Here is a 23,631-nt window from a genome sequence, read left to right as displayed (position 1 = left end):
AAAGCCCCCATAATCGCTTTGGATGGTATTTTTTACCATCACTCTAGCGATATGGGTGATGTTGATGAAGAAACTGTGTAAACCAACTTTCGAAAAAAAGGATCACGGTCAAGGTGCCGGAATCCCGGTACTCAAGACAATTTGGGATTTGTTTGACCTGTCTCTGCTGTTTTCCCAGTCCGGAATACGCAAACACTCCGGAATTCCAGCGTGGCTCCTGGCTTTTGCCTACATCTGCGGCCTTGCTAATCATTCAAGTTCTGCAAATCAAAATGCTAAGTTTTCAACGGAAGCTCCATTTTTACAACAACTGCTTTCCGGGCAAATCATCTCTCAAAGTGCCTTCAGCCGGTTTCTCTCCAAGCCCTTTCAGTGGCTCCGGTTCTCTTTGGGCAGATTTGCCAGGTTACAAGAAAACACGGATAGCAGGCTGACCGACGGCGATATCATTGCCTTAGACGATACTAAAATTGAGCATCCTCACGGTAAAAAAATCCCCTTTCTCTGTTGGCTCTTTGACAGTTCGGATAAGTGCCATGTATGGTGCATTAATCTTGTGTCGACCCTGGCTGTCTTAAAGAATGGGCTCGAATATCCTATGCTGTGGCGCTTCTGGGTTAAAAATGGCCAGGAGAATGAAAAACAAACCAAGCTTGATCTTGCTAAACAGATGCTCGCAGAGGTGCGTCAGTTGAACAAGGCCAGACTCTGGGTAGCCATGGATCGCTGGTTTTTGTGTAAAAAGTTCCTGAACTGGCTGATGGGTCAAAATTTTGACTGGGTTACCAAAGCCAAACGTAACACGGCGCTATTCAGGAAAATCTACGACCCGGTACTAGGAAAGGAACGCTACATTAAACTTAATCCGAAGCAACTGCTGCGAGAAGTTTATTCCCAGCTTCGGGTCCTTGGCAAAGAATCGGTTCTCAGTATTCCGGACATTTACATCAAAATGCCCTATGAGACCTTAACACGCAAGGGAAAACCCATTACTAGACAACGTTTTTTACCCATAGCTGCCATTGCAGCCACTTATGAGAAGCAGGCTGTCGAGGGCAGCATAGTTCTTCCGGAGGAAGAATGCCCGGCAACCTTCAAGGATGCGTATCTCCTGATAAGCAATCGCGTAGATACGCCGGAAGAAGCTGCAACTGCCTATGCTAAACGATGGAGAATAGAAGTTTTTTACCGCACCGCTAAACAGAATCTTGGTTTAACATCTTGCTATGCTCAGTCTGAAACAGCTCATTTCGCACATGTGGAGCTCTTGTTTACAGCGAAGACCCTTCTTTGTTATGCCTCTTGGGAGTGCAATAAAGAAGGCGCCGAACAAGCCCCCTCCCTCTGCGAAGTGATAAGGTACTTCTTCAACGCCGGTTGTCGGATCCGCTGTTGCGAGCAGTTGATCCAAGTCTATTTTGACACGGCAACCCAGCGTTTTTCAAGGCTTATTGATAAATTCTGGCCACATTCTTTGGAACTTAGGTTATGGAATTGGAAAAATTATCCTGAAACTGCATAACTACTGTAATATGTATCAATATAAACTGAGCCAGGCAGGCAGTCCAAAAAGCAAAATAATTGACCTGCTTCTGGAAGCCCTGGCCCAAAGAGATTTTGTAGCTCAGGGTCATGTTGAGCGTTTAGTAAATATGGCTGAGAGAATGGCAGACAGATTAGGTCTTTCGGAAAATAAAAAAAGAGATTTAGTACTTTTAGCCAAGGTGCATGATCTGGGGAAAGTTGGAATTCCTGACAGTATTCTTTACAAATCCGGTAAGCTGACAGATGAAGAATATAAAAAGATGAAAGAGCATCCTCAAATCGGCTATAGCATTGCCAATCGTTCCTCAGAACTTGCCCATATTGCTAACCTTATTCTTCATCACCACGAACACTGGGATGGAAGAGGTTACCCTGATGGCCTTAAGGGTGAAGAAATCCCCTTGGAGTGCCGAATACTCGCAGTCATAGATGCCTATGATGCCATGACAAATACTCGCCCTTATCACCAGGGAATCTCTAGGGAAGAGGCAATAAAGGAACTGGAGGACTGTTCGGGAAAACAATTTGATTCTAGAATAGTCGAGGAATTTGTAACACTACTTAAATCCGAGAAGTGTTCTAAGAAGGATTGAGCCGTTCTCAATCCTTCTTTTCTATTATCTCAACAAATTTATATTTATTGCTCTCATTACTCTATTAGCTGCCCTTTCCATTAGTTCCGCACCATTCTTCATACACTCCTCAAGCCCCATGGGCCCTTCGGCAATGGAAAAAATAGCGTCTATGCCCAGGTCATAAAGCATGTCAGCTCCGCGTCCAATGTTGCCTACGAGGGCAATGACAGGGATGTTCATACTTTTAGCCACAGTTGCTACGCCCATGGGGGTTTTGCCATGGGCGGTCTGGAAATCGATCTGCCCTTCGCCTGTAATTACCAGATCGGCACCTGCCATCTTTGCCGCAAGCCTGGTAGCCTGAATAATTATTTCAATGCCTCTTTGCAGCTGGGCATGACAAAAGGCCATTAAACCTGCTCCTAAACCACCGGCGGCACCTGCTCCGGGAAAGTCTTTTACATCCTCCCCTACATCTCTTTTGATCACAGCAGCCAGGTGAGCCAGGTTATGATCTAAGAGCTCAACCATTTCCGGTGTGGCCCCTTTCTGGGGTCCGAATACGGCGGAAGCCCCTTTTGGTCCGCAAAGAGGATTGTTGACGTCGCAGGCCACCATCACCTTACATTCCTGAAGCCGTGGATCTATCTTGCTCGCATCGATTTTCTCCAGGCGGTTTAGACTGCCGCCGCCAAAAGGAATTTCTTTACCCTCCGCATCTAAGAAACGCACACCCAAAGCCTGAGCCATTCCAACCCCACCGTCATTGGTGGCGCTGCCGCCAATCCCGATAATAAACTCCCGGCAGCCCTGGTCCAGGGCGGCTTTGATCAACTGCCCCGTACCATAAGTAGTGGTAACCAGGGGGTTTCTTTTTTCTTTGGGTACCAGGGGCAATCCCGAAGCCAGGGCCATTTCAATCACAGCCGTTTTCCCGTCGCCGAGAATACCGAAATATGATTCCCGTTTCTCTCCCAAAGGGCCAAGAACATTAACCTTGATAACCCGTCCACCGGTGGCATCAACCAGCGTTTCTACCGTACCCTCTCCCCCGTCGGCCATGGGGATTTTTTCGATTATAACATTTGGGCAGACAGCTTTAATTCCCCGTTCCATGGCCTCTGCTGCCTCTCTAGCCGACATGCTTCCTTTAAAAGAATCAGGAGCAACAACAATTTTTCTCATCCTCCCCACCTCCATCAATCAAGTGTTTTAATCTAACTTGATCACCGCACCATCTTTTGCAGAAGTGACTATTCTCCTGTAAACATCGAGAAAACCTTGTTTATATTCTATATCCTTAGTTTTAATCTTCAAATTCTTTAACCGTTGTTCAATTTCCTCCTGCGAGACCTTTAAGTTTAATTTTCTGTTGGGTATATCTATCTCAATAATATCCCCGTTTTCTACAATAGCTATAGGACCTCCGTCAGCAGCCTCGGGGGATACGTGCCCAATACATGGTCCTCTGGTAGCTCCCGAGTACCTGGCATCAGTAATCATGGCCACAGAGTCACCAAGTCCCATCCCGATTAAAATGGCCGCAGGTATGGAAAGTTCCCTCATTCCGGGCCCTCCTTTCGGGCCTTCGTATCTAATGACGAGTACATCTCCCGGCTTAACTTTATCTTTGAAGAAATAATCTCGTACCTCTTCTTCACTGTCAAATACTACAGCAGGCCCCGAATGAATTAACATCTTGGGATGGACAGCACTTTGTTTGACAATGGCTCCTTCGGGAGCTAAGTTTCCTTTAAGAACAGCCAACCCTCCTTCAGGACTAAGAGGATTAGAAAGAGTTCTGATTACTTCCGGTCTTTTCACCACTGCATCTCTGATATTTTCGCCCACAGTCTTTCCGGTAACTGTTAATACATCAGTATAAATTATTTCTTGTAACTCTGATAAAACGGCCTGAACTCCACCTGCTTCATAAAAATCGTTGATATTATAATCCGTAGCCGGTTTGAATTTGGCAATGCATGGCGTCTCCCGGCTCAGTTCATCAAACCAGTCCAGGGTAATCTTTATACCCAGCTCATTAGCAATGGCCGGCAAATGTAAGAAGGTGTTGGAAGAACCACCGGTGGCTAAGACAAACCTTAAAGCATTCTCCATGCTCTTTATGTTCAGTATATCCCTAGGTTTCAGCCCTTCCTTTACCATTTCGACAATGCGTATCCCTGTCAACTTGGCCAGGCGAATTCTTTCGGAAGAGACAGCTGGAATCGTAGCCAGGCCCGGCAGGCACATGCCTAAAGCCTCCACTACAGAACTCATAGTGTTTCCTGTCCCCATCATGGAACAGACACCAAAGGTAGGGCAGGTATTAGCTTCTATTCTGGAGAATTCCACTTCATCAATTTTACCTGCCTTGAATTCCCCCATAGCCTCTTTGATGTCGCACATCACCCATTCCCTGCCGTTATGTTTATGCGGTAACATAGGTCCTGCAGGTATCATAATAGTTGGAATGTTTAATCTGGCCGCCGCCATGAGCATAGCGCCAGGAACCTTATCACAGGAAGATAATAACACTAAGCCGTCAAAGCACCTGTGGCCTCCAACCATCACTTCAATCTCTGCGGCGATTAATTCCCTGCTGGGTAATACGTAATGCATCCCTTTTCCCTGGGCGATAGCATCACAAACGGCAATAGTATGAAATTCTACAGGAGTACCCCCTGCCATCCATACACCTGCTTTAACATATTGCGCTAACTCTTTGAGATGAGCGGTGGCCGGGTGGATCTCATTGTAGGAACTGACCACACCGATGATGGGACCCTGGATTTCCCTGTCCGTATAACCTGCTGCTCTAAACATCTGCCTGGGATAAGCACCGGGTATACCTTCCAAAACTTTGCTGCTTTCGTATTTTCTAATCATAACAAACCACCTTTTGTTCTTTTTTTAAAAGTTTTGCTTTATAGCAGTGACAATATTAAGCTTGTTACTGCAGCAAAGGAAACCCCATAGGTAAAATTAAGCTTTATGCTTACTTCCAAGGGACTTTCCTTTGTAATACCGGTCATGATCAGAGACAGCGCAGAGAAAGGTGAAAGTATGAGATAAAGTAAATAACCGGCCAGTAAGGTAACAGCCATTTGCAGTTCCGTGAGAGGCAAAGTGCCAACGGGTAAAGTTACCGCAACAGTGGAAATGCTGATAATTGGATGGACACCTATTAAAGAAAGTAGCGCAATCACCGTTAACAGTAAAGGTATAAGGCACGAAGCCGAATTAAAGCCTAACCTGTTTATCAAGTCGACAATGTACTGCCCAATATTGGAAATACGTAGGGCATAGCCCAGAAAGCCGATAGCGGTAAAGAGAAAAACCTCATTATGCATACCCGGTAACGAAACGTGAAGATAGTCTCTGAACTTCTCTTTAAAAATCCCCATTTTCTTTAAGATTAAAGCCAGGATAAGCGGTGCCGTAAAAGAGACCAAAGGCACCGTGACTAAGACGCTTTGGTCAATACACAATTCTAAGAGAATAATGTAAAAGATAAAAAAGGCAATAAGCCCAATTAGTTTATAAGAATATCTCTTCCTAGACGCATAGGTTCCTTCCTTATGGGAGGAAACAAGAAGCCTAACGTCAGGTTCTTTTCGGCTTAATCTTTCAATGACTATCCCTAACAGATTTCCCACAATGGCCAACAATAGCCCAAGGGGCGCTATTTTATACCAGGGGATCTTTAGATAGTGTAAAACAACAGCTACGGAAATAAAGTTGGGAGACCACATCAGGTTGGTACAGAACCCCCTGGTTAAAGCTTTATAATATAGCTTTTGGGGGTAATATTGACTGGTTTTCTCCATAAGCTGGTAGACCAAAGGTATGGTGGCCAAATTGAGGATCATACCTAATCCATTTACAATGAAAACAGTGATGGTATAAAAACTAAAGTTGGAAGTTATATATTTTTCTGCAAGTTCTAATATGCCTTCGGCATAGTTGTCGTAGTGTAAAATAATGCTCAAAAGGGGCACTGTTAATAAAAGAGTAATGATACCCGCATTCTCGGTAAAGGCCCTTAGCAAGTCTTTTAGCCCAGCATTACTTTTTATTAGGATGTATGCGCCTAGAATGAAAAGAGCCATTGCTAGTAATTTATTAGAATTTTTCACATCAGGAAAAACCACAAGGAAAATAATAAAAATGCTAATGACCATGGAATATTGAAAAAATTCCCACGAGTAAAAAGAATTTACGAGAAATAAAAAGACGTAGGCGAACATCAGATATATTCTGCTGTTTTTTTTCAACCGCTCCATAATTCACCCAACTTATATGTAATTAATACAGTTCTAGAAAAATTGTATTTTATTAATATTCATAGACTCTATAGTCTTTTTAACTAAAAAAATAGCTTCTCCCTACATGTTATTTGTATAAATTGCCTTGTTTTTTAGGACTATACAAATAATTATTTTTTATTAGAATTTAATAATAAGAGTAAATGCAATAAGAGAAGGGAGGTACACATGGACCTATTTTACGATAGTTTTAAAAATATTGCTGCTATCGCTCTTATTGCCTATCCCTTAACCAAGAATGCCAGTTTTCGCCGCTCTCTTATTATGAACCCAAACACGGAAGATAAATTAATATTGTCACTGCTTTTTGGGGGCTTCTCCATCCTCGGGAACCTGCTGGGTATCGAGACTTTTAACGGCGCTCTCATCGACAGCCGTATTGTAGGGCCAGTTGTTGGTGGTATTGTAGCCGGTCCGGTGGTCGGTATTGCTGCCGGTCTCTTAGGCGGCCTGCACCGTTTATCTATGGGCGGTTTTACGATTGTGCCTGATTTTATTGCCAATATTATTGGTGGAATCATTGGCGGTGTAATTTACCATAAATACGGGAAAAAGAGAATGAATTTTATGATAGCTTTTTTGGCCGGTGGCCTGGCAGAACTGGTTTTAAAGGGATTAACGCTGCTTCTGGCCAAACCGGCAATCGTAGCAAAAGCCCTGGTGAGTATGATCGGCTTAACCACTACCCTTGTCAATGCCCTGGGGGTCGCAATCTTCGTGACTTTTGTCCAGGATGTGCAATCCAGTCAGCATTTAATTGGTGCCAGCTATGCCGAAAAAGCTTTGGAAATTGCACGTCAAACCTTACCTATTCTAAAAAAGGGTTTCAATGAGAAAACCGCAGGTGAAATAGCCCAGGTCATTTATAATATTGCCGGGGTAGATGCAGTTGCCATTACTGATAACAAGAAAATCCTGGCTTTTAAAGGAGCTGCCAGTGATCATCATATACCTGGCAATCCTGTCCTGACTTCATCAACCCGGGAGGCTATTAAAGGTGAAAATGTTTTGATTGCAAATTCCAAGGAAGAAATCGGCTGTCCTGTAGCTAGCTGCCCTTTAGATGCGGTAATTGAAGCACCATTAACCTGTAACGGTGAATTTATAGGTTGTTTGAAAGTATATAAAGTTGGGGACATCATGCATCTGCCTGATATTAAAATGGTGACGGGTATTGCCAATCTACTCAGCCTTCAACTGGAGAATTTAAAGTTGGACGAGCAGGCCAAACTTTTGGCCAAAGCCGAATATGCCACCTTAAGAGCCCAGATCAATCCCCATTTTTTATTTAACGCCTTAAGTGTCATTAAACTGTTAATCCGGACAGACCCCAAGCGCGCTCAGGACCTCATAGTGAGTTTAGCGGCTTTCTTCCGTAGAACCCTTAAACATAACGAAGACCTTCTTCCCTTCTCAGAAGAGCTTGAAGGTGTTCAGATATATCTTGATCTTCAAAAAGCCCGTTTTGGCGAACGCCTGCAGATCGACATTAATGTAGAAGAAAGTTGTGGCGATGTGTTATTCCCTACCTTTGCCCTCCAACCCCTGGTGGAAAATTCTATGAACCACGGGCTCTCTCATAAAAAAGGATTGCTAATTCTAAAAATTAATGCACAGGTGAAAAATGGTTATCTTGTAGTATCAGTACTTGACAATGGCATAGGAATCCCTGAAGAAGTGATCCAGGCTGTAAAAACCAATTCCACGAAAAGCAATATGGGAATCGGCTTAACAAACATCAACCGTCGCTTGAAAAGCCTCTATGGCAGCAATTATACCTTCCGCTTAGAAAACACTATGGACGGCTCCCTGGTGTTGATAAAAATTCCGGTCTCTTATAATTAAAGGGGGTGTGTAAAGGTGATTACCAGGGTTCTCATTGCAGATGATGAAGATCATATCTGCCAGGAACTGAATTACCTCCTGGGTCAGGAAAAAAACGTGGAAGTGGTAGCCATCTGTTCCTCTGGTGACGAAGCCCTTGAGAATATTTGCCAGCTCAAACCGGACGTGGTTTTTCTCGATATTGATATGCCAGGACTGGACGGCATTAAACTTGGCAATTGTCTAAAAAATCTAAAAAACTGCCCATATATCATCTATGTAACAGCTTATGACAAGTTTGCCGTGGAAGCCTTTAAAGTGGGGGCGAAGGGATATATTCTTAAACCTTTTTCAGATAAAGATGTTAAAGAGCAGTTAACTGCCGCCGTCACTTATCTGGATGAAAAAGGAATGCAGAGATCCGGCCAAGCCCCCCAAACCGCTGCACCTTTTTCCCGTGTTGTCGGCGAACTAAACGGCAAAATGAAACTTCTTGACCAGGAAGAGTTGCTGATGGTTTACGCAAAAAACAGATCGGTTTATCTACGTGCCAACGGTAAAGACTACCAGACCAGTTTCTCCCTTTCTGAGTTTGAAAACAAACTTCATCCCGGTATGTTTTTCCGCTGTCACCGCAACTATATTATTAACCTGTACAAAATTAAAGAAGTAGTTCCCTGGTTTAATGGGACCTACCTGCTGATTATGGATGACCCCGAGAAGACTGAAATTCCTGTCAGCAGAAACAATGTAAAAAGCTTTAAAGAACTGTTAGGTATCTAGACACCCCCTAGGGGTGTTTTTTTATGAACAGAAACTTTGTTACACCATTAATGTTTGTATTTCTCGTAGGCATATATGTTAACCCGTAGCAAAATAGTGCCGGTGGTAGAATATTTGTTATCTTTTTTTCGCTAATAGTTTATTGTTGGAATTGAAATACTTGTTTAAATTTCGTTTTTTTTTGGCTAATAGTAGGAAGCGCCTGAAAGGGGGGAAAAGTTTTGGTCATTATCAACACCAAGTTCTGTAAAGGATGTCAAATATGTGTCGATTTTTGTCCGAAACATATCATCAAACTGGATGATATGCAGAAGGCCCAGATTATTGATCAAAGTAAGTGCATCTCATGCGGTTTTTGTGAGCTGAGATGCCCTGATTATGCCATAACAGTAGTTAAAGAATGATAATGGTGACAGAAGGAGGTGTAATTTATGTCCCAAACAATGTTAGTTCAAGGTAATCACGCCTGCGCATTAGGAGCTTTAGCCGCAGGTGTAAGATTTTTTGCCGGGTATCCCATCACTCCGTCTACTGAAATTGCAGAAATTTTAGCAAAAGAACTACCAAAAGTAGGCGGCAAATTTATCCAAATGGAAGATGAGATTGCCAGCATGGGGGCAATATGTGGTGCTTCACTGGGCGGGTTCAAAGCCATAACTGCTACCAGTGGCCCGGGTTTTTCCCTCATGCAGGAATTAATAGGTTATGCATCCTTAGCGGAGATTCCTTTAGTTATAGTCAATGTACAGCGGGGTGGTCCCAGTACCGGACAACCAACTTCCCCCAGTCAATCTGATGTAATGCAGGCCCGCTGGGGTTCCCATGGTGATAGAGGCGTCATCGCCCTCGTTCCTTCATCGGTTCAGGAATCCTATCAGTTAATGATCGATGCTGTAAACCTTGCCGAACGTTTTAGAACCCCTGTCATCTTTCTAATGGACGAGGTGGTGGGGCATATGCGGGAAAAGCTAGTCATTCCCAAAACTACACCTACCATAATCAACCGGCGGAAACCGGAACCTGGCGAGTTGCCCTATGCACCGGGACCGGATGGGGTTCCGGCACTTCCACCTTTTGGCGAAGGCTATCATTTTCACGTGACAGGGCTTATTCATGATGAGACCGGCTTCCCCACAGGCAGCCCGGAAGTTACTGAGAAGACCATTAAACGGTTACATCAGAAACTGGAAAACAACATGGACGAAATACTTCGCTATGACGAACTTCATAGCGCAGATGCTGAATACCTGATTATCTCCTATGGCTGTTCCGCCCGTTCCGCAGAAGAAGCAGTAAGAATGGCCCGCGAAAAGGGTATTAAGGCTGGCTTACTGAGACTTATCAGCATCTGGCCTTTCCCCTCCGATTTAATAGAGGAAAAGTGTGCAAGGTTTAAAAAAGTCTTTGTGGCAGAAATGAACTATGGGCAGGTAACCGGTGAAGTTACAAAGGTTCTGGGCCGCAGCAAGGTACAACCCGTTTTACGGGTGGATACCCAGATGATTACACCCCGGCAGATTCTAGAGGCTATTACCAGGGAGGGCAATTAACATGAAGGAGACGCTGAAAAAATATTTCCGTATGAATCGTTTACCTCATATCTGGTGTCCCGGCTGCGGTAATGGCATTGTGGTGGGGGCACTGGTAAGAGCCATTGATAAACTTGGTCTCAACCCTGACAAAACGTCAATCATCTCGGGGATAGGCTGTTCCTCCCGTTCTTCCGGTTACTTAAACTTTGATACAGTTCATACCGCCCATGGTCGTGCCTTAACCTTTGCCACCGGTCTTAAGCTGGCAAGACCGGACCTTAACGTAATTGTGTTGACAGGAGACGGAGATGCCACGGCTATAGGCGGAAACCACTTCATCCACGCTGCCCGCCGTAACATTGACCTTACTACAATTGTTTTCAATAATAACATTTACGGCATGACAGGAGGTCAGTATTCTCCCCTTACTCCCACTCATAGTAAAGCTACCACATCACCCTATGGCCATATCGAAAATCCCTTTGATATTACGGAACTGGCCAGAGCTTCAGGCGCAAGCTATGTGGCCAGGGGTACCACCTACCACACTTGGGAACTCATCAACTTAATTGCCGATGCTATCTCTCATAAAGGTTTCTCCGTAGTAGAAGCCATCACTGCCTGTCCTATTTCCTTTGGACGTCAAAACAAGCTTGGCAATGCCCCTGCCATGATGAAATGGCAGAAGGAAAATACCATTTCCGTAAAGGCTGCATCTAAACTACCGGCTGAACAGTTGGCTGGAAAAGTTGTCATTGGTGAACTCTACCGGCGTCAAGCACCGGAATATACAGCTGAGTATCAGAAAGTTATCGATAGGGTGACGGGAGGTAATGGGCAATGAGGGAGATTCTTTTAAGTGGCTCGGGTGGACAGGGAATGATTTTAGCTGGAATCATTTTAGCAGAAGCAGCATTAAGAGAAGGCAAAGAGGTTGTACAGACTCAATCCTATGGTCCAGAAGCTCGGGGTGGAGCCTCTAAAGCTGAGGTTATCATCGCTAATAAAAAAATCTCTTTTCCCCATATTGAGAAACCCGATGTAGTCCTGGCCATGACTGAAGAAGCCTTCAATAAATATACGAAATGCCTTAAGGAAAATGCTGCAGTTATTGTTGACAGTACTTATGTAAAGAACCCCACTTTAACACGGGGCGACCTTCACGAAGTTCCTATTACTGCCCTGGCCGAGAAAGAAGTGGGCAGCCCCCTTTTTAGTAATATCGTAGCTCTGGGCGTTCTTATCGGTGTGACCAATATTGTAAAAGAATCTACTATTAAGGAGGCAGTACTGGCCCGGGTACCAAAGGGAACAGAAGAACGTAATCTAAAGGCTTTGGAGCTAGGCTTTATTGCAGGTAAGAATATTTTGTAAAAAGAAGATAGAAAAATGGCCCCTTTGCGGGGCCTCTACCTGTATTCTGCGATATTATATTTAAGGTGAAAGGGTGATTAAAGTGATATTATCACATGCCTTTGCCCAGGAGATCGCAAATAAAGTTTCACCTCTCATAGGCCATAATGTCAATATTTTTAATATGGAAGGAATAATAATCGGCAGCCTGGATTCTGAAAGAATTGACGGCTTTCATCAGGGAGCCTTAGAAGCCATAAAAACAGGCCGTGAAGTAACAATCACGGACGAAAAAAGTTCTAAACTTAAAGGTGTAAAGCCGGGAGTTAATCTCCCTCTGGAGTTTAACGGCAGTACAATCGGAGCGGTAGGAATTACAGGGTCCCCCGATAAAGTTAGAACACTTACCTATTTAACAAAAATGACAGTGGAAACCATGATTAAAATGGCTTTTATGGAAAAGGAAGCACAGCTTGACTCTAAAGCTAAAGAACATATCCTGTATAATATCATCTTTGAACAAATAGATGAAACAAGAGAAACTCTTAAACAGCGGGCTGCCCTTTTAGGCTTCGATATAGACATTCCCCGGGTGGCAGTGGTCCTGCATTTAGATGGTTACGAAAACTGTAAAATTGCAAATGCAGAAAAAGATAAAGTACTGGACTGCATAAAATATGTAATGGCCGGTAATAAACATTACCTTTCAGCCTATACCGGCAGTAATGAGTTTGTTGTCTTTTTGCCTGTTAACCCATCCGACGAAAAATCATCCCTTAAAAAATATATCTCCCGGACTTGCAAGAGTATTGCCAATACAATTAAAAACTATCTTAATCTGGACTGTACAATAGGTGTCAGTTCCCTTTGTTCAGAAACAGTACTTTCCTATAAAAAAAGTTATCGAGACGCAGCTGATTCTCTTGCCATAGGCAAAAAATTTAAAGGCCACGGTGGTGTTTACTTTACTGATGACCTGGGCTTAGAGCTGATTCTTAATTGTGTACCCAGTGATACCGCTGACAAATTTATAAAGAACACCCTGGGAGAAAAGAAGAAAGCCATTACGGGAATCTTAGACGAGACGCTATTATATACCCTAAAAGTGTTCTTTGACTGTAACTTAAACATCAGCGAGACAGCCAGAGCCTTATTCATCCATAGAAACACTCTGCTTTACCGGTTGGATAAAATTTATAAGCTTACCAAGAGAGACCCCAGGATTTTTGACGAAGCCATTGAATTAAAAATCCTATTCTTACTTAACAAAACCCTTCTCAAACAGGAGGAAGCCATCGTAAAGCTGGCACAGTAAATTATATCAGTACCTATGATATCGCCCTCCTCAAAAAAAAGGCGATTTACAACCTTTTCATACTATAGTAGGGTTTTAAATCGCCTTTTTCCTTTTTAATGTTATTATCTCAGTTATTCCGCAACACACTTGTATTAACCAAATTAGGTGGTATCTCTCCTCTTAAACCCGCAATCATGTTTTCCGCTGCCATCAGGGCCATCTTATTTCTCGTAGCTATACTGGCGCTGGCTATATGGGGTAAGACAACTACATTATCTAATTTGAATAGGGGATGGTCGGCCCTTGGTGGTTCAGGGTCCATCACATCTAAACCCGCGGCCCAAATAGTACCATTCACTAAAGCTTCGTATAAATCATCTTCATTAATGATAGGCCCCCTGGCCGTATTTATGATGACAGCATTTTTTTTCATCTTCTTAAGGCTGTCTTTATTAATAAGGTGTCTCGTATCCTTGGTTAAGGGTACATGCAAACTTATAAAGTCAGATTGTGTCAATATTTCGTCTATGCTCGCATATTCCACCCCTAACTCTTTTTCCGCCTGCTCGTTCCTAAATAAGTCATAATATTTAACCTTCATATCGAAACCACGTGCTCTTTTAGCGACAGCACAGCCAATTCTGCCAAAACCTAAAAGCCCCAGTTGGGCGCCATAGATATCCTGACCCAAAAATTTCAGGGGTTCCCAGGTTTTCCATTTACCCTCCCGGGTAAACTTATCTGCCCACACCACGCTCCGGGCAGTAGCCAGCAGTAAGGCAAATGCTAAATCAGCGGTAGTTTCAGTGAGTACACCAGGGGTGTTAGTAACTAACAGACCTCTTTGTGTGGCAGCGTCCAAATCAATATTATCAAAACCAACTGCATAATTACTGATAACCTTCAAGTTCTTCCCAGCATCCATTAATTCCCCATCTATTTTGTCTGTTAGTAAAGAAACTAAGCCATCTACTTCTTTTACTTCCTGCATGAGGACCTCACGGGGTGGAGGCAATTCTCCGGACCACACTTTGACCTCCGCTACTTCTTGCAATTTTTTAATTCCAATATCAGGAATTAAACGCGTTATAAATACTCTTGGTTTCATATTACCTCCACGTATATTATCCAAATTATCCTTTTTTTTAATCTAAAGTCCAGGCGACTCGACAAAGGGCTCCTTCTTCTTTTAATTCCTTAATCACTGCCGGACTAAGAGGTATTCCTTCCTTGAGTCGTTGTTGCTTCTTTTTAAGTTCAATCTCCCCGGGGAGGAATATTTCCTGAACTCCCTTAGCAGGTGTACTCCCTTTGATTTCCCTGATCATTTGATCCATGTTTTGTTTAAAAAGGCTTGTATCAATAAATTTACTAATATCAAAGGCTCCGAAGATATGGCCCGTATTGGTAGGCTCTTCAAAGTTGGCATACATATCTTTAATATGGGGGCCAAAACTTGCTCCCGCCAGGATACCGGAGAAAACATCTATTAAGAGGGCAATGGCTGAACCTTTAGGTCCGCCAAAAGGCAACACCGTACCCTCCAGGGCTTCTTTGGCATTTGTTGTATCCTCCCCGTCTTTATTTATGGCCCAGCCAAGTGGAATTTCTTTATTGTTTTTGGCGGCCAGGATGATTTTCCCCCTGGCGACCAGGCTGGTGGCCATGTCTGCCACAACTGGCAATTCCTGCCCGGCAGGGACAGCTATGGAAAAGGGGTTTGTGCCAAAATACGGGTCTTTGCCGCCCCACGGTGCCATCCTGGCTGGTCCGTTGGTGGAGGAAAAACCAATCATATCATGTTCCAGGGCCATCTTGGTATAGTAGGCTGCCGTACCATAATGATTGGAATTTCTTACAGTGACAAAGGCCACACCGCTTTCTTTTGCTTTCTTAATAGCCATCTCCATTGCTTTATAGGAGGCAACGGCACCCATACTGTTCTTGGCATCTATAACAAGCACTGCGGGATGCTCAGCCACAACTTTAATTTCACATTTCGGATTTACAACGCCATCGCGAATCCTTTTTAGATAGATTGCCATTCTGCTGACACCGTGTGATTCGACGCCGGTTAAATCAGCATCCACCAGGTTGTCTGCATTGATATAAGCCTCATCTTCAGGCATCCCGACACTTTCAAAAAGGGCTGTACAGTATTGGCGTAAGGGTTCGGCCTGTACATACTTAACATTGTTAGTCAATGAATTCACAACCTTTTTCCTTCAGTGTTTTATCAACCCAGCTTCTGTCCCAGGTTCCCTCTTCAATAGCCTTAAATATTGCGGATTCTTTGGCAAAGGTAGCCCTGGCTTTTTCCAGGATTTCAGGTGCATCTTTAGGACTGATCACCACGACGCCGTCATCGTCGCCAACGATGATATCTCCAGGGTTAACAACAACACCGCCACAGCTAACGGGAACATTGATTTCTCCAGGACCATCCTTATAAGGACCCATAGGCGTTACTGCTCTGGCATAAACGGGGAAGTCAAGTTCCTGCAGGCCACCAAAGTCTCTGATGGCTCCATCCACCAGGAATCCGGCGATACCTCTCTTCATGGCATAACGCATCATAATCTCACCGACTACGGAGTTAATGGTATCTCCCTGCACGTCAACCACAATGATATCACCGGGTTGGGCCATATCTAAGGCCTTATGGAAGAGAAGATTGTCCGCTGTGCTGGACCTTACGGTGAAAGCTGTCCCTAACAAATGGTGTTTGTTCATCGGTTTAATGGCGGCATCCACACAGAAAAAGCGACTCATATTATCCGCAATGTTAGGCGTTGGCAACCCTTTAAAAGCCTCAACCAGTTTCCTGTCCGGTCTTTCTATTTTGGTATAGATTCTAAATCCTACATTTGACATAATTCTCGCCTCCTCTTAATTTTAAAGGGTTGAACTAAAAGGCTTTAACCATACCGCCATCCACCAGTACAGTTTGACCGGTAACGTAAGTATTAGTTGCCGCACATAAGAATACAGCAGTTTTGCCATACTCCTCCGGATAGCCGTAGCGACCTAACGGGATAATCTTTTCGGTATTTTGACGTACTTGTTCAGGCGTAATACCGGCTTTATCAGCCCTTACTTTGTCAAGATACTCGATTCTGGCCGTACCAATCCTGCCGGGTCCGATTACGTTAACCAGGATGTTGTCCTTACCCAGCTCTTGAGACAGGGTTTTGGCCAAACCCACAACACCCATTCTAAAGGTATTGGAAAGGATGAGATTTTCTAACACCTGTTTTACAGAAGAAGAAGTGGAGCAGAGAATTCTTCCTCCGCCTCCTTGTCTCATATAAGGAAGGACTTCTCTAATGGTACGAATATAGGATAATAAGGTTAATTCATAGGCTTTTTGCCAGGCGGCATCATCAAAATTGTCAAAGGTCCCCGCAGGAGGGCCGGCAGTATTATTAACCAAGGCAAAGATATTGCCAAATTTATCATAGGCCTCTTTGACCATAGCCTTGATATGGTCATAGTTAGTAATATCACCTACGAAGAAAGCCGGTTCGTTTCCGGTAGCTTCTTTAATATCAGCCTGGGCCTGCTTTAATTCGTCCTCGAAGGGGCTAAACAGCATCACTTTTGCCCCTTCTCTGGCAAATTCCAAAGCAATGGCTTTACCCAGGCCTGCACTGGAGGCCATCACTATGGCCCCCTTATCCTTTAAACCTAAATCCATGATATATCACCTCTTTTTATTTACTTCTGCTTTTTTAAGTCGATAACAGGATTTTTCAGAGGAGCAAAACCATCAATCCAGCACTCTACCACGTCACCGTCGTTAATATGCACAGCGCGTGGTGTTCCGGTGGAAATTATGTCACCGGGAAGCATTGTCATTACTTTGGAGTGGAAAGACACAAGGTAGTCGGGCGGGAAAGTCATATTAGAAACCACGTTCTGAGCATGGATTTGACCATTGATAACAGTAGCCACTTTGAGTTTCATAACATCTTCCACTTCATCGGGTGTTACCAGTTCAGGGCCAAAGCTGAAGAATGTATCAAAGCTCTTGGATCTCGTTAAGAATCTGGGATTCTTTCTCAGGATGTCTTCAGTAGTCATGTCAATAATTGTAGTAAAACCGGCCACGACACTTAACCAGTCTTCACGTTCCACGTCCTTACACTGTTTACCGAAAATAACCCCTAATTCACTTTCAGCGGTGGTCTTCTCAGATTGCAGAGGAATTTTAATGTTATCCATATGTCCAATTATTGCTGTGTCGGGTTTCATAAAGCTGGCAGGCTCTTCATTGGGAGCCTTTTCGGCCAAATCAGAAGCATGGTCAACGTAGTTCAGACCAATCCCCCAAATTTTTCTGGGCCGGCGGTAAAGAGGGGCGAATACCGCTTTTTCTCTGGGTATAGCCTCCAGGGCTTCAACTTTTTCTTTCCCGCCTGCACGGTACCAGTCATTTAGCTTTTCTAATTGCCCGGAGGTGATAATCTCCAGCATATCCGTGGACCAGTTCTGGTTTAGTTTTTTATTTACCTCCTCTACCGGTACGACTCCGGCAGCTGAAACAATGGCGGCAACTTCAGCACCGTTTAATTTGATAGTAGCTAGTCTCATTGGTTAAGCTCCTTTCATTTTTGTCTGTAATTTATGAATAGAGGTATTCTCCGGCATAGTATAGACTAACACTACAGCCGGGCCTTCTCTACTTTATTGACGACAAATTTGGGGTTCTCTCCTTTTTCAATCAAGGAGAAGTTCTGGAAAGCCAGGCCTAATACTTTATTTAGGGTATCTCTGGTACCAGCACCGATATGGGGTGTGGCTAAAACATTATCGAATTTTAACAAGGGATTATCCTTCTCTACAGGTTCGGAAGCAAAGGTATCAATGCCTGCACCTGCGATCAGCTTATTCTCCAGGGCTTCGGCCAGGGCTTTTTCGTCTACAATATGACCCCGGGAAACGTTGATTAATATGGCTGTCGGCTTCATGAGGGAGAGTTCTCTGGTGCTGATGAGGTTTCTGGTTTCAGGAAGGAGAGGAATGTGAAGGCTTATGATATCGGCGTTCTTTAAGACTTCATCCATTTCCATATAAGTAACCCCTAAAGTCTTTTCCTCACTTTCCGGCAGTCTATATTTATCGTAGTAAATAACGTTGGTTCCAAAGGCCTGGGAAAGCTTGGCTGTGGTCTTGCCAATATTGCCAAAGCCGATAAAACCATGGGTTTTGCCACTCATCTCATAAGAAGACGGACGAAGTTCCCACATGAGCCATTCCCCGTTTTTGGTAGCTCTGTCCAGGACATTAAGCTTACGATAAAGGCTTAAAATCATACCGATCGTCAACTCAGCCACACCTGTCGCATTACCGCCGGGAGTGTTACAAACGGGAATACCTAAGTCAAAAGCAGCCTGCAGGTCAATGTTGTCTACACCAATGCCGGTTTTTTGTACCATGCGAACTTTCGCGGCTTTATTTAACATGTCTTTGGTAATCTTGGTGGTTGCCACTAAGAAGTAGTCGGCTTCCTTTAAGCTTGCTTCTTTTTCAGCCTCATTCATGTCATACCAGTACAAAAGTTCCAAACCTTCTGCATTGTGGGACTGTAAGAGTTCTTTAAAGGCGGGAAAAACCTTGTCAAAATAGATAACTTTTGAAGCCATGTCTTAATCCTCCATTTTTTAGTATGAATTTAGTTATCATCTGAGGTAGCTGCAGTCTGGATGCCGCTCTTGTTTTGCCACTTCTTCATGAGAATAGGCGAGAGCAAACCCAGGACAATTAAAACCATGATGACAATGGAGATAGGACGGCTGAAGTAATATGCCAGCATATTACCTTTGGAGAGAACGAGGGACTGTCTGAAGCCCTGCTCAGCCATAGATCCAAGGATCATCGCCAGTACTACGGCAGCGGTAACGTAACCGGTCTTTCTCATGAAATAACCAATGAAACCAAAGACCACCATGATGTATACATCGAACATGCTGTTGTTAATGGCATAAGAACCAACTACAGACAATACGACGATAATGGGCGCCAGGATACCGGAAGGTATAGTGGAGACTTTTACCACATACCTGGCAATGGCAAGACCAACAAGACCCATTAAGATGTTGGCAATGATAAATCCGACGATTACGGCATAAGTGATGTTAGCATGCTTTTCAAAAAGCTCATGACCGGGCAGCAACCCCTGGATCAAGAGACCGCCTAATAAGACTGCTGTCGTAGCACTGCCCGGAATTCCTAAGGTTAAAAGGGGGATAATGGCGCCACCGGTCACAGCGTTATTTGAAGCTTCCGAAGCTGCAATACCTTCCATATGACCTGTGCCAAACTTCTCTGGTGTCTTGGAAAATCTTTTGGCCTCATTATAACTTACCCAGGAGGCAATATCACCGCCGGCCCCGGGCAGGATACCAATCAAAATACCGATAATAGAAGATCGCCAAATGGTATTCCAGATACTCTTAAACTCCTGCCAGGTAAGGAGCACGCTGCCCTTCAGTTCGCCGATAACCAGTTCTCCTTTCTCATGCATTTTCTCTACCTGGATCATCACCTGGGAGAGGGAAAAGAGACCGATCATGGCAGGGACAAGGGAGATTCCGCCTTCCAAGGCAGAGAAGCCGAAGGTATAACGGGGAAAGCCGGTCATGATATCTACACCGACGGTACCAACCAGTAAACCGAAGCACCCGGAAGCCAGACCTTTAATCATCGAGTCTTGAGCTAAGCTGGCGATTACAGTCAGGCCAAAGACAGCCATCAGGAAATATTCAGGAGCATTAAACTTCAAGGAAATCAAGGCTAAGGGCGGGGCTAAGAGTAACAAGGCAAAGGCACTAAGTAATCCGCCAATCATGGAAGATATTGTACTTACACCTAAAGCCTTCAAGCCTTTGCCCTGGAGGGTCATCTGGTAACCGTCCAAGGCAGTGGCGGCCGAAGCAGGGGTACCGGGAGTGTGAATCAGGATAGCAGAAATGGAACCCCCATAAACGGCCGAGGTATAGATGGCTGTAAGCATAGTCAGGCCGGCTACAGGGTCCATACCAAATGTCAGAGGTATCAAGAGAGCAACCCCCATGGTAGCACTTAGACCGGGCAGGGCTCCTATAATAATACCACCGACTACGCCCACGAGTAAGGCAAGTAATACTTCTAATGAAGCTAATCTTTCAGCTACATGGGCTAAAGCGGAAAAATTAATAAGCATCAACAACTTTCAAGCCCTCCCTTCTTTAGAAAAATAACCCTTTAGGCAGCGGGACATTTAACTGGTAGACAAAGAGAAGATAAATAAAAACATTGGTGCCAACTAAGGTAAGGAGTATTGTTTGCACTTTCCGCACCTGGTAAAAGTACATAAAGCCAAGGATAAACAGCGTTGTGGCTGTGAAAAAGCCGAGAATATTTATCAAGGCAGTATAAACAACAACGATCAGGAAAGTGGCCATGGGAAGGGTTAGTTGAGGAAGTCTGATAACCTTATCGGCTCCTGTACCGTCAGCATTAATGGCTTTAGTCTTCTTAATTCCTTCATATAAGGTCCACAGGGTAAAAACGATAAGGAGTCCTAAGATTAACCTTGGGAAATGAGCAGCGTCGGCAGGAAATACACTTGTCCTGGCCAGGGCAACTATAGCGAAGATAAGCATGGCGATACTCATATACACGTCTTGATGTATGAGCCGTTTCTTCATGTGTTTCCCCCTTTCAAAGTTTTAGATTGGGCCACATAGCTGTGGCCCAATCTAGATTATTTCTTCCAGCCCAGGAGATCGCTAACTTCGATAACACCCTTCTCGTCATCTTTGAGGAATTTTACGTATTCCTCACCTTTCATGAATTTGGGTGCCAGGCCCATGTCCTTCATCTTCTGGATGTGTTCCTCATTCTTCATAGCTTTTTCAAAAGCTGCAACCAGCTTTTCTAATTTAGCCGGGTCAATGCCTTTAGGAGCAGCCAGGCCGCGTCCGGACCAGGAAGTAACATCAGCGCCGGCTTCTTTTAATGTGGGAATATCAGGGAAGAATTCAGAGCGCTCCGGTGCCATAACACCAATGGTCTTCAACTCACCGCTCTTATGAGGAGCCAGAACTTCCCCAACGTTAGCGAAATAGGTGTCTACGTGCCCGCCCATAACACTGGCTTTGCCTTCAGCAGCACCTTTAGTATGCACAGGTACGAACTTGGTCCCCAGGGCCTTATTAATTTTTAAGATGGCAATATGGTCGTCACTGCCCACCCCTGTAGTAGTAGCTGTTACTTCATTCTTTTTAGCGTATTCCAGGAGTTCCTTCAGGTCTTTAAAGCGTGTCTCCTTGGGATTGATAGCAATGGCGCCGTAGTCAAGGACGTGGTTAGCGATGACAGCAAAGTCATCGATAGTTTTATCCCGCTTATACTGGGGGTCGAGGTAACCGGTCATTAAGTTGGGTGTGTTGATGTAGCCTATTGTATAACCGTCCGGATCTGCCTTAAGCAGGTCGGTCCAGCCTACCCAGCCGCCGCCACCTGGTTTGTTGATAACGTTTAGAGGAACACCTAATTCTTTTTCTACATAAGGTAAGAGGATGCGGGCGCCTACATCAGTTCCGCCGCCGGCAGCGTAAGAAACGATGACGTTAATGGGCTTAGAGGGGTACTTGTCATCTTTTTTCGCAGCACCTTTTTCTCCGCCGCCACAACCGGCTAAAATTGCTAACGTAAAAAGACAAATAACTGCAAGGGCCAATAACTTACTATTTTTCCTCATCATTTTTCCTCCTTTTACCCTTTTCACTTAATTGTTAAAAATTACAAATTCTCTGATCTCACCTCCGTTGTGGAACCTCTTATCGAGGCAACCCTTTGACTTTCGCGGGCGAAAAAAATGATTATAAAGCTCATATATATATAATACCTGTTAAAAGACATTAGAAATAATGTCTGTATTGCCTAAAAAAAAGGCCTTGTCCGGGGCATTTTTTTGTACATATTTTTGTAGGATGATACCCCTCCTTTCCAGAATAATAAGACATAATTGTTTGAAAGGAGAGTAAGTCATGCCGGTAATAAAAAACATGCATATTGTGGAACAAGCAGTAGATGATGTGATAATTCCTCGTTTTGTCAAGGTTCGTCAGGTATTTCCTGCCCCTGTATTAACGGATATACCAGGTACGTTAAGAAACGAGTTAGCAAAGCATGAAATCAAGGAGAGAATAAAGCCCGGCCAAAAGGTAGCTATCTGTGTAGGGAGCCGGGGAATTGCCAATATTGCCACAATAACCAGGGAAACCGTTTCATATGTGAAGGAGTTAGGAGCCACGCCGATAATCATTCCTACCATGGGGAGTCATGGTACAGCTACTGCAGAGGGCCAAAGGGCAATACTTGCTGAATTCGGAATTACAGAAGAGGCTATGGGAGCAGAAATTGTCTCCTGTATGGATGTGGTAGAAGTGGGCAGAATCGCCGATGGCACTCCTGTCTTCGTAGATAAGCACCTCCCCGGGATGGATGCCGTAATTATTGTAAACAGGATCAAACCACATACTTCCTTTAGCGGCCCTATTGAGAGCGGTATTATCAAAATGTCCGTAATCGGCCTTGGAAAGCACAAAGGAGCGGAAACATGCCATCAGCTGAGTTTTAAAAATTTTGCCAACCGTCTATTGGAAATGAGCAGGATTGTTTTCAAGACAGTCCCTATTGTTTTTGGCGTAGCCCTCATTGAAAACCCTTATGATGAAACTGCGGAAATACACTGTGTGCCCGCGGAAAAAGTTGAAGAGATAGAGCCCGTACTTTTGGAGAAAGCAAAATCGTATATGCCGAGAATTCTCTTCAACCCCCTCGATGTCCTGATTGTTGATGAAATCGGGAAAAATATCAGCGGCAGCGGAGCAGACCCTAACGTGACAGGTAAATTTACCTCAGAACATAAAAAAGCTGACTTCACACCGCCCCGGCGCATAGTCATACGAGATCTTACCCCTGAAACCGAAGGAAGTGCCGTCGGTATGGGACAGGCTGATTTTGTTACCCAAAGGCTTTATGATAAATTTGACCTGGCAAAAACATATATCAATTGTATTACTTCAACCCTAACCATAAATGGTCTCCTGCCTATGGTGATGCGCAATGATTATTACGCGATCAAAGCGGCTATGAAGACATGTAATCTACTCAATTTGAACGATGCCAGAATAGTCCGTATCAAAAATACTTTAAAAATTGAAGAAATCTATATTTCCGAAAACCTTTTGCCGGAAGCAAAGGTCAATCCTAACATTGAAATACTAACGGGTCCATTTGAACTTAAGTTTGATGAAGAAGGGTACATTGTAGATTGAAACTAATATTAATTACTGATGGAAAGAGGTCCTGGGCTGTGCAGCCCAGGACCTCTTTTTTCATAC

The 23,631-nt window shown here is 44.1% G+C and carries 22 protein-coding genes; 10 read left to right on the top strand and 12 right to left on the bottom strand.

What is annotated here, in order from left to right; all coding sequences use genetic code 11:
• Window positions 1-64 precede the first annotated feature (64 nt).
• Both BR63_RS18525 and BR63_RS18520 read left to right on the top strand, forming a co-directional pair.
• The gene (locus BR63_RS18525) at window positions 65-1,522 is read left to right on the top strand and encodes a transposase (RefSeq protein WP_243269998.1); all 1,458 of its coding nucleotides are present in this window, start codon (window positions 65-67) and stop codon (window positions 1,520-1,522) included.
• A 10-nt stretch (window positions 1,523-1,532) separates the two neighbouring features.
• Window positions 1,533-2,138: an HD-GYP domain-containing protein gene (locus tag BR63_RS18520; RefSeq protein ID WP_081908028.1), complete on the top strand. Its 606-nt coding sequence runs from the start codon at window positions 1,533-1,535 to the stop codon at window positions 2,136-2,138.
• A 24-nt stretch (window positions 2,139-2,162) separates the two neighbouring features.
• Here BR63_RS18520 and BR63_RS18515 read toward each other — a convergent pair whose 3' ends face one another.
• The 3 genes from BR63_RS18515 to BR63_RS18505 are packed head-to-tail and all read right to left on the bottom strand — an operon-like array spanning window position 2,163 to window position 6,259.
• Entirely contained in the window at window positions 2,163-3,305 is a 1,143-nt protein-coding gene (locus BR63_RS18515) for a glycerate kinase (RefSeq protein WP_034420443.1), read from the bottom strand.
• 27 nt (window positions 3,306-3,332) lie between these two features.
• The gene (gene ilvD / locus BR63_RS18510) at window positions 3,333-5,009 is read right to left on the bottom strand and encodes a dihydroxy-acid dehydratase (protein ID WP_034420444.1); all 1,677 of its coding nucleotides are present in this window, start codon (window positions 5,007-5,009) and stop codon (window positions 3,333-3,335) included.
• A gap of 38 nt (window positions 5,010-5,047) precedes the next feature.
• Entirely contained in the window at window positions 5,048-6,259 is a 1,212-nt protein-coding gene (locus BR63_RS18505; RefSeq protein ID WP_153802015.1) for a hypothetical protein, read from the bottom strand.
• A gap of 357 nt (window positions 6,260-6,616) precedes the next feature.
• On the opposite strand from BR63_RS18505, the gene BR63_RS18500 reads away from it, so the two are divergent.
• From BR63_RS18500 to BR63_RS18470, 7 genes are all read left to right on the top strand, one after another.
• Entirely contained in the window at window positions 6,617-8,293 is a 1,677-nt protein-coding gene (locus tag BR63_RS18500; RefSeq protein ID WP_034420446.1) for a LytS/YhcK type 5TM receptor domain-containing protein, read from the top strand.
• Between the two features lie 15 nt (window positions 8,294-8,308).
• Entirely contained in the window at window positions 8,309-9,055 is a 747-nt protein-coding gene (locus BR63_RS18495) for a LytR/AlgR family response regulator transcription factor (RefSeq protein WP_034420447.1), read from the top strand.
• Between the two features lie 221 nt (window positions 9,056-9,276).
• Window positions 9,277-9,459, top strand: coding sequence for a 4Fe-4S dicluster domain-containing protein (locus tag BR63_RS18490; RefSeq protein WP_034420448.1), 183 nt, complete (start codon window positions 9,277-9,279; stop codon window positions 9,457-9,459).
• A gap of 27 nt (window positions 9,460-9,486) precedes the next feature.
• Window positions 9,487-10,605, top strand: a complete 1,119-nt coding sequence (locus tag BR63_RS18485; RefSeq protein WP_034420449.1) for a 2-oxoacid:acceptor oxidoreductase subunit alpha — start codon at window positions 9,487-9,489, stop codon at window positions 10,603-10,605.
• Between the two features lies 1 nt (window position 10,606).
• Window positions 10,607-11,431: a 2-oxoacid:ferredoxin oxidoreductase subunit beta gene (locus tag BR63_RS18480; RefSeq protein ID WP_034420450.1), complete on the top strand. Its 825-nt coding sequence runs from the start codon at window positions 10,607-10,609 to the stop codon at window positions 11,429-11,431.
• Complete coding sequence (locus BR63_RS18475) at window positions 11,428-11,961, top strand: 2-oxoacid:acceptor oxidoreductase family protein (RefSeq protein ID WP_034420451.1); 534 nt, start codon at window positions 11,428-11,430, stop codon at window positions 11,959-11,961. Before BR63_RS18480 ends, BR63_RS18475 begins: the two co-directional genes overlap by 4 nt.
• Before the next feature lie 82 nt (window positions 11,962-12,043).
• Entirely contained in the window at window positions 12,044-13,255 is a 1,212-nt protein-coding gene (locus BR63_RS18470; RefSeq protein ID WP_161781853.1) for a CdaR family transcriptional regulator, read from the top strand.
• A 109-nt stretch (window positions 13,256-13,364) separates the two neighbouring features.
• Here the strand turns inward: BR63_RS18470 and BR63_RS18465 are convergent, their stop codons facing one another.
• From BR63_RS18465 to BR63_RS18425, 9 genes are all read right to left on the bottom strand, one after another.
• Window positions 13,365-14,345, bottom strand: coding sequence for a 2-hydroxyacid dehydrogenase (locus tag BR63_RS18465; RefSeq protein WP_034420453.1), 981 nt, complete (start codon window positions 14,343-14,345; stop codon window positions 13,365-13,367).
• A gap of 37 nt (window positions 14,346-14,382) precedes the next feature.
• A complete protein-coding gene (locus BR63_RS18460; protein WP_034420454.1) occupies window positions 14,383-15,441 on the bottom strand; it encodes an Ldh family oxidoreductase in 1,059 nt (352 codons plus the stop codon).
• Window positions 15,434-16,111 (bottom strand): RraA family protein, encoded by a 678-nt coding sequence (locus BR63_RS18455; RefSeq protein ID WP_034420455.1) that lies wholly within the window; start codon window positions 16,109-16,111, stop codon window positions 15,434-15,436. The genes BR63_RS18460 and BR63_RS18455 overlap by 8 nt, the downstream gene beginning before the upstream one ends.
• 34 nt (window positions 16,112-16,145) lie before the next feature.
• Window positions 16,146-16,934, bottom strand: coding sequence for an SDR family oxidoreductase (locus BR63_RS18450; protein ID WP_034420456.1), 789 nt, complete (start codon window positions 16,932-16,934; stop codon window positions 16,146-16,148).
• A gap of 20 nt (window positions 16,935-16,954) precedes the next feature.
• Complete coding sequence (locus tag BR63_RS18445; protein ID WP_034420457.1) at window positions 16,955-17,830, bottom strand: fumarylacetoacetate hydrolase family protein; 876 nt, start codon at window positions 17,828-17,830, stop codon at window positions 16,955-16,957.
• 71 nt (window positions 17,831-17,901) lie between these two features.
• The gene (locus BR63_RS18440; RefSeq protein WP_051965447.1) at window positions 17,902-18,882 is read right to left on the bottom strand and encodes a 2-hydroxyacid dehydrogenase; all 981 of its coding nucleotides are present in this window, start codon (window positions 18,880-18,882) and stop codon (window positions 17,902-17,904) included.
• A gap of 29 nt (window positions 18,883-18,911) precedes the next feature.
• Complete coding sequence (locus BR63_RS18435; protein WP_051965463.1) at window positions 18,912-20,441, bottom strand: tripartite tricarboxylate transporter permease; 1,530 nt, start codon at window positions 20,439-20,441, stop codon at window positions 18,912-18,914.
• Between the two features lie 25 nt (window positions 20,442-20,466).
• Window positions 20,467-20,928 carry a tripartite tricarboxylate transporter TctB family protein gene (locus BR63_RS18430; RefSeq protein WP_034420458.1) on the bottom strand — a complete coding sequence of 154 codons (462 nt, stop codon included), beginning with the start codon at window positions 20,926-20,928 and terminating at the stop codon, window positions 20,467-20,469.
• A 56-nt stretch (window positions 20,929-20,984) separates the two neighbouring features.
• Complete coding sequence (locus BR63_RS18425; protein ID WP_081908030.1) at window positions 20,985-21,986, bottom strand: tripartite tricarboxylate transporter substrate binding protein; 1,002 nt, start codon at window positions 21,984-21,986, stop codon at window positions 20,985-20,987.
• A 286-nt stretch (window positions 21,987-22,272) separates the two neighbouring features.
• On the opposite strand from BR63_RS18425, the gene BR63_RS18420 reads away from it, so the two are divergent.
• Window positions 22,273-23,565 (top strand): nickel pincer cofactor-dependent isomerase, group 22, encoded by a 1,293-nt coding sequence (locus tag BR63_RS18420; RefSeq protein WP_207724736.1) that lies wholly within the window; start codon window positions 22,273-22,275, stop codon window positions 23,563-23,565.
• Window positions 23,566-23,631 lie beyond the last annotated feature (66 nt).

The sequence above is a fragment of the Thermanaerosceptrum fracticalcis genome (assembly GCF_000746025.2).
GTDB lineage: Bacteria > Bacillota > Peptococcia > DRI-13 > DRI-13 > Thermanaerosceptrum > Thermanaerosceptrum fracticalcis.
This window is presented reverse-complemented; position numbering and strand designations above follow the sequence as displayed.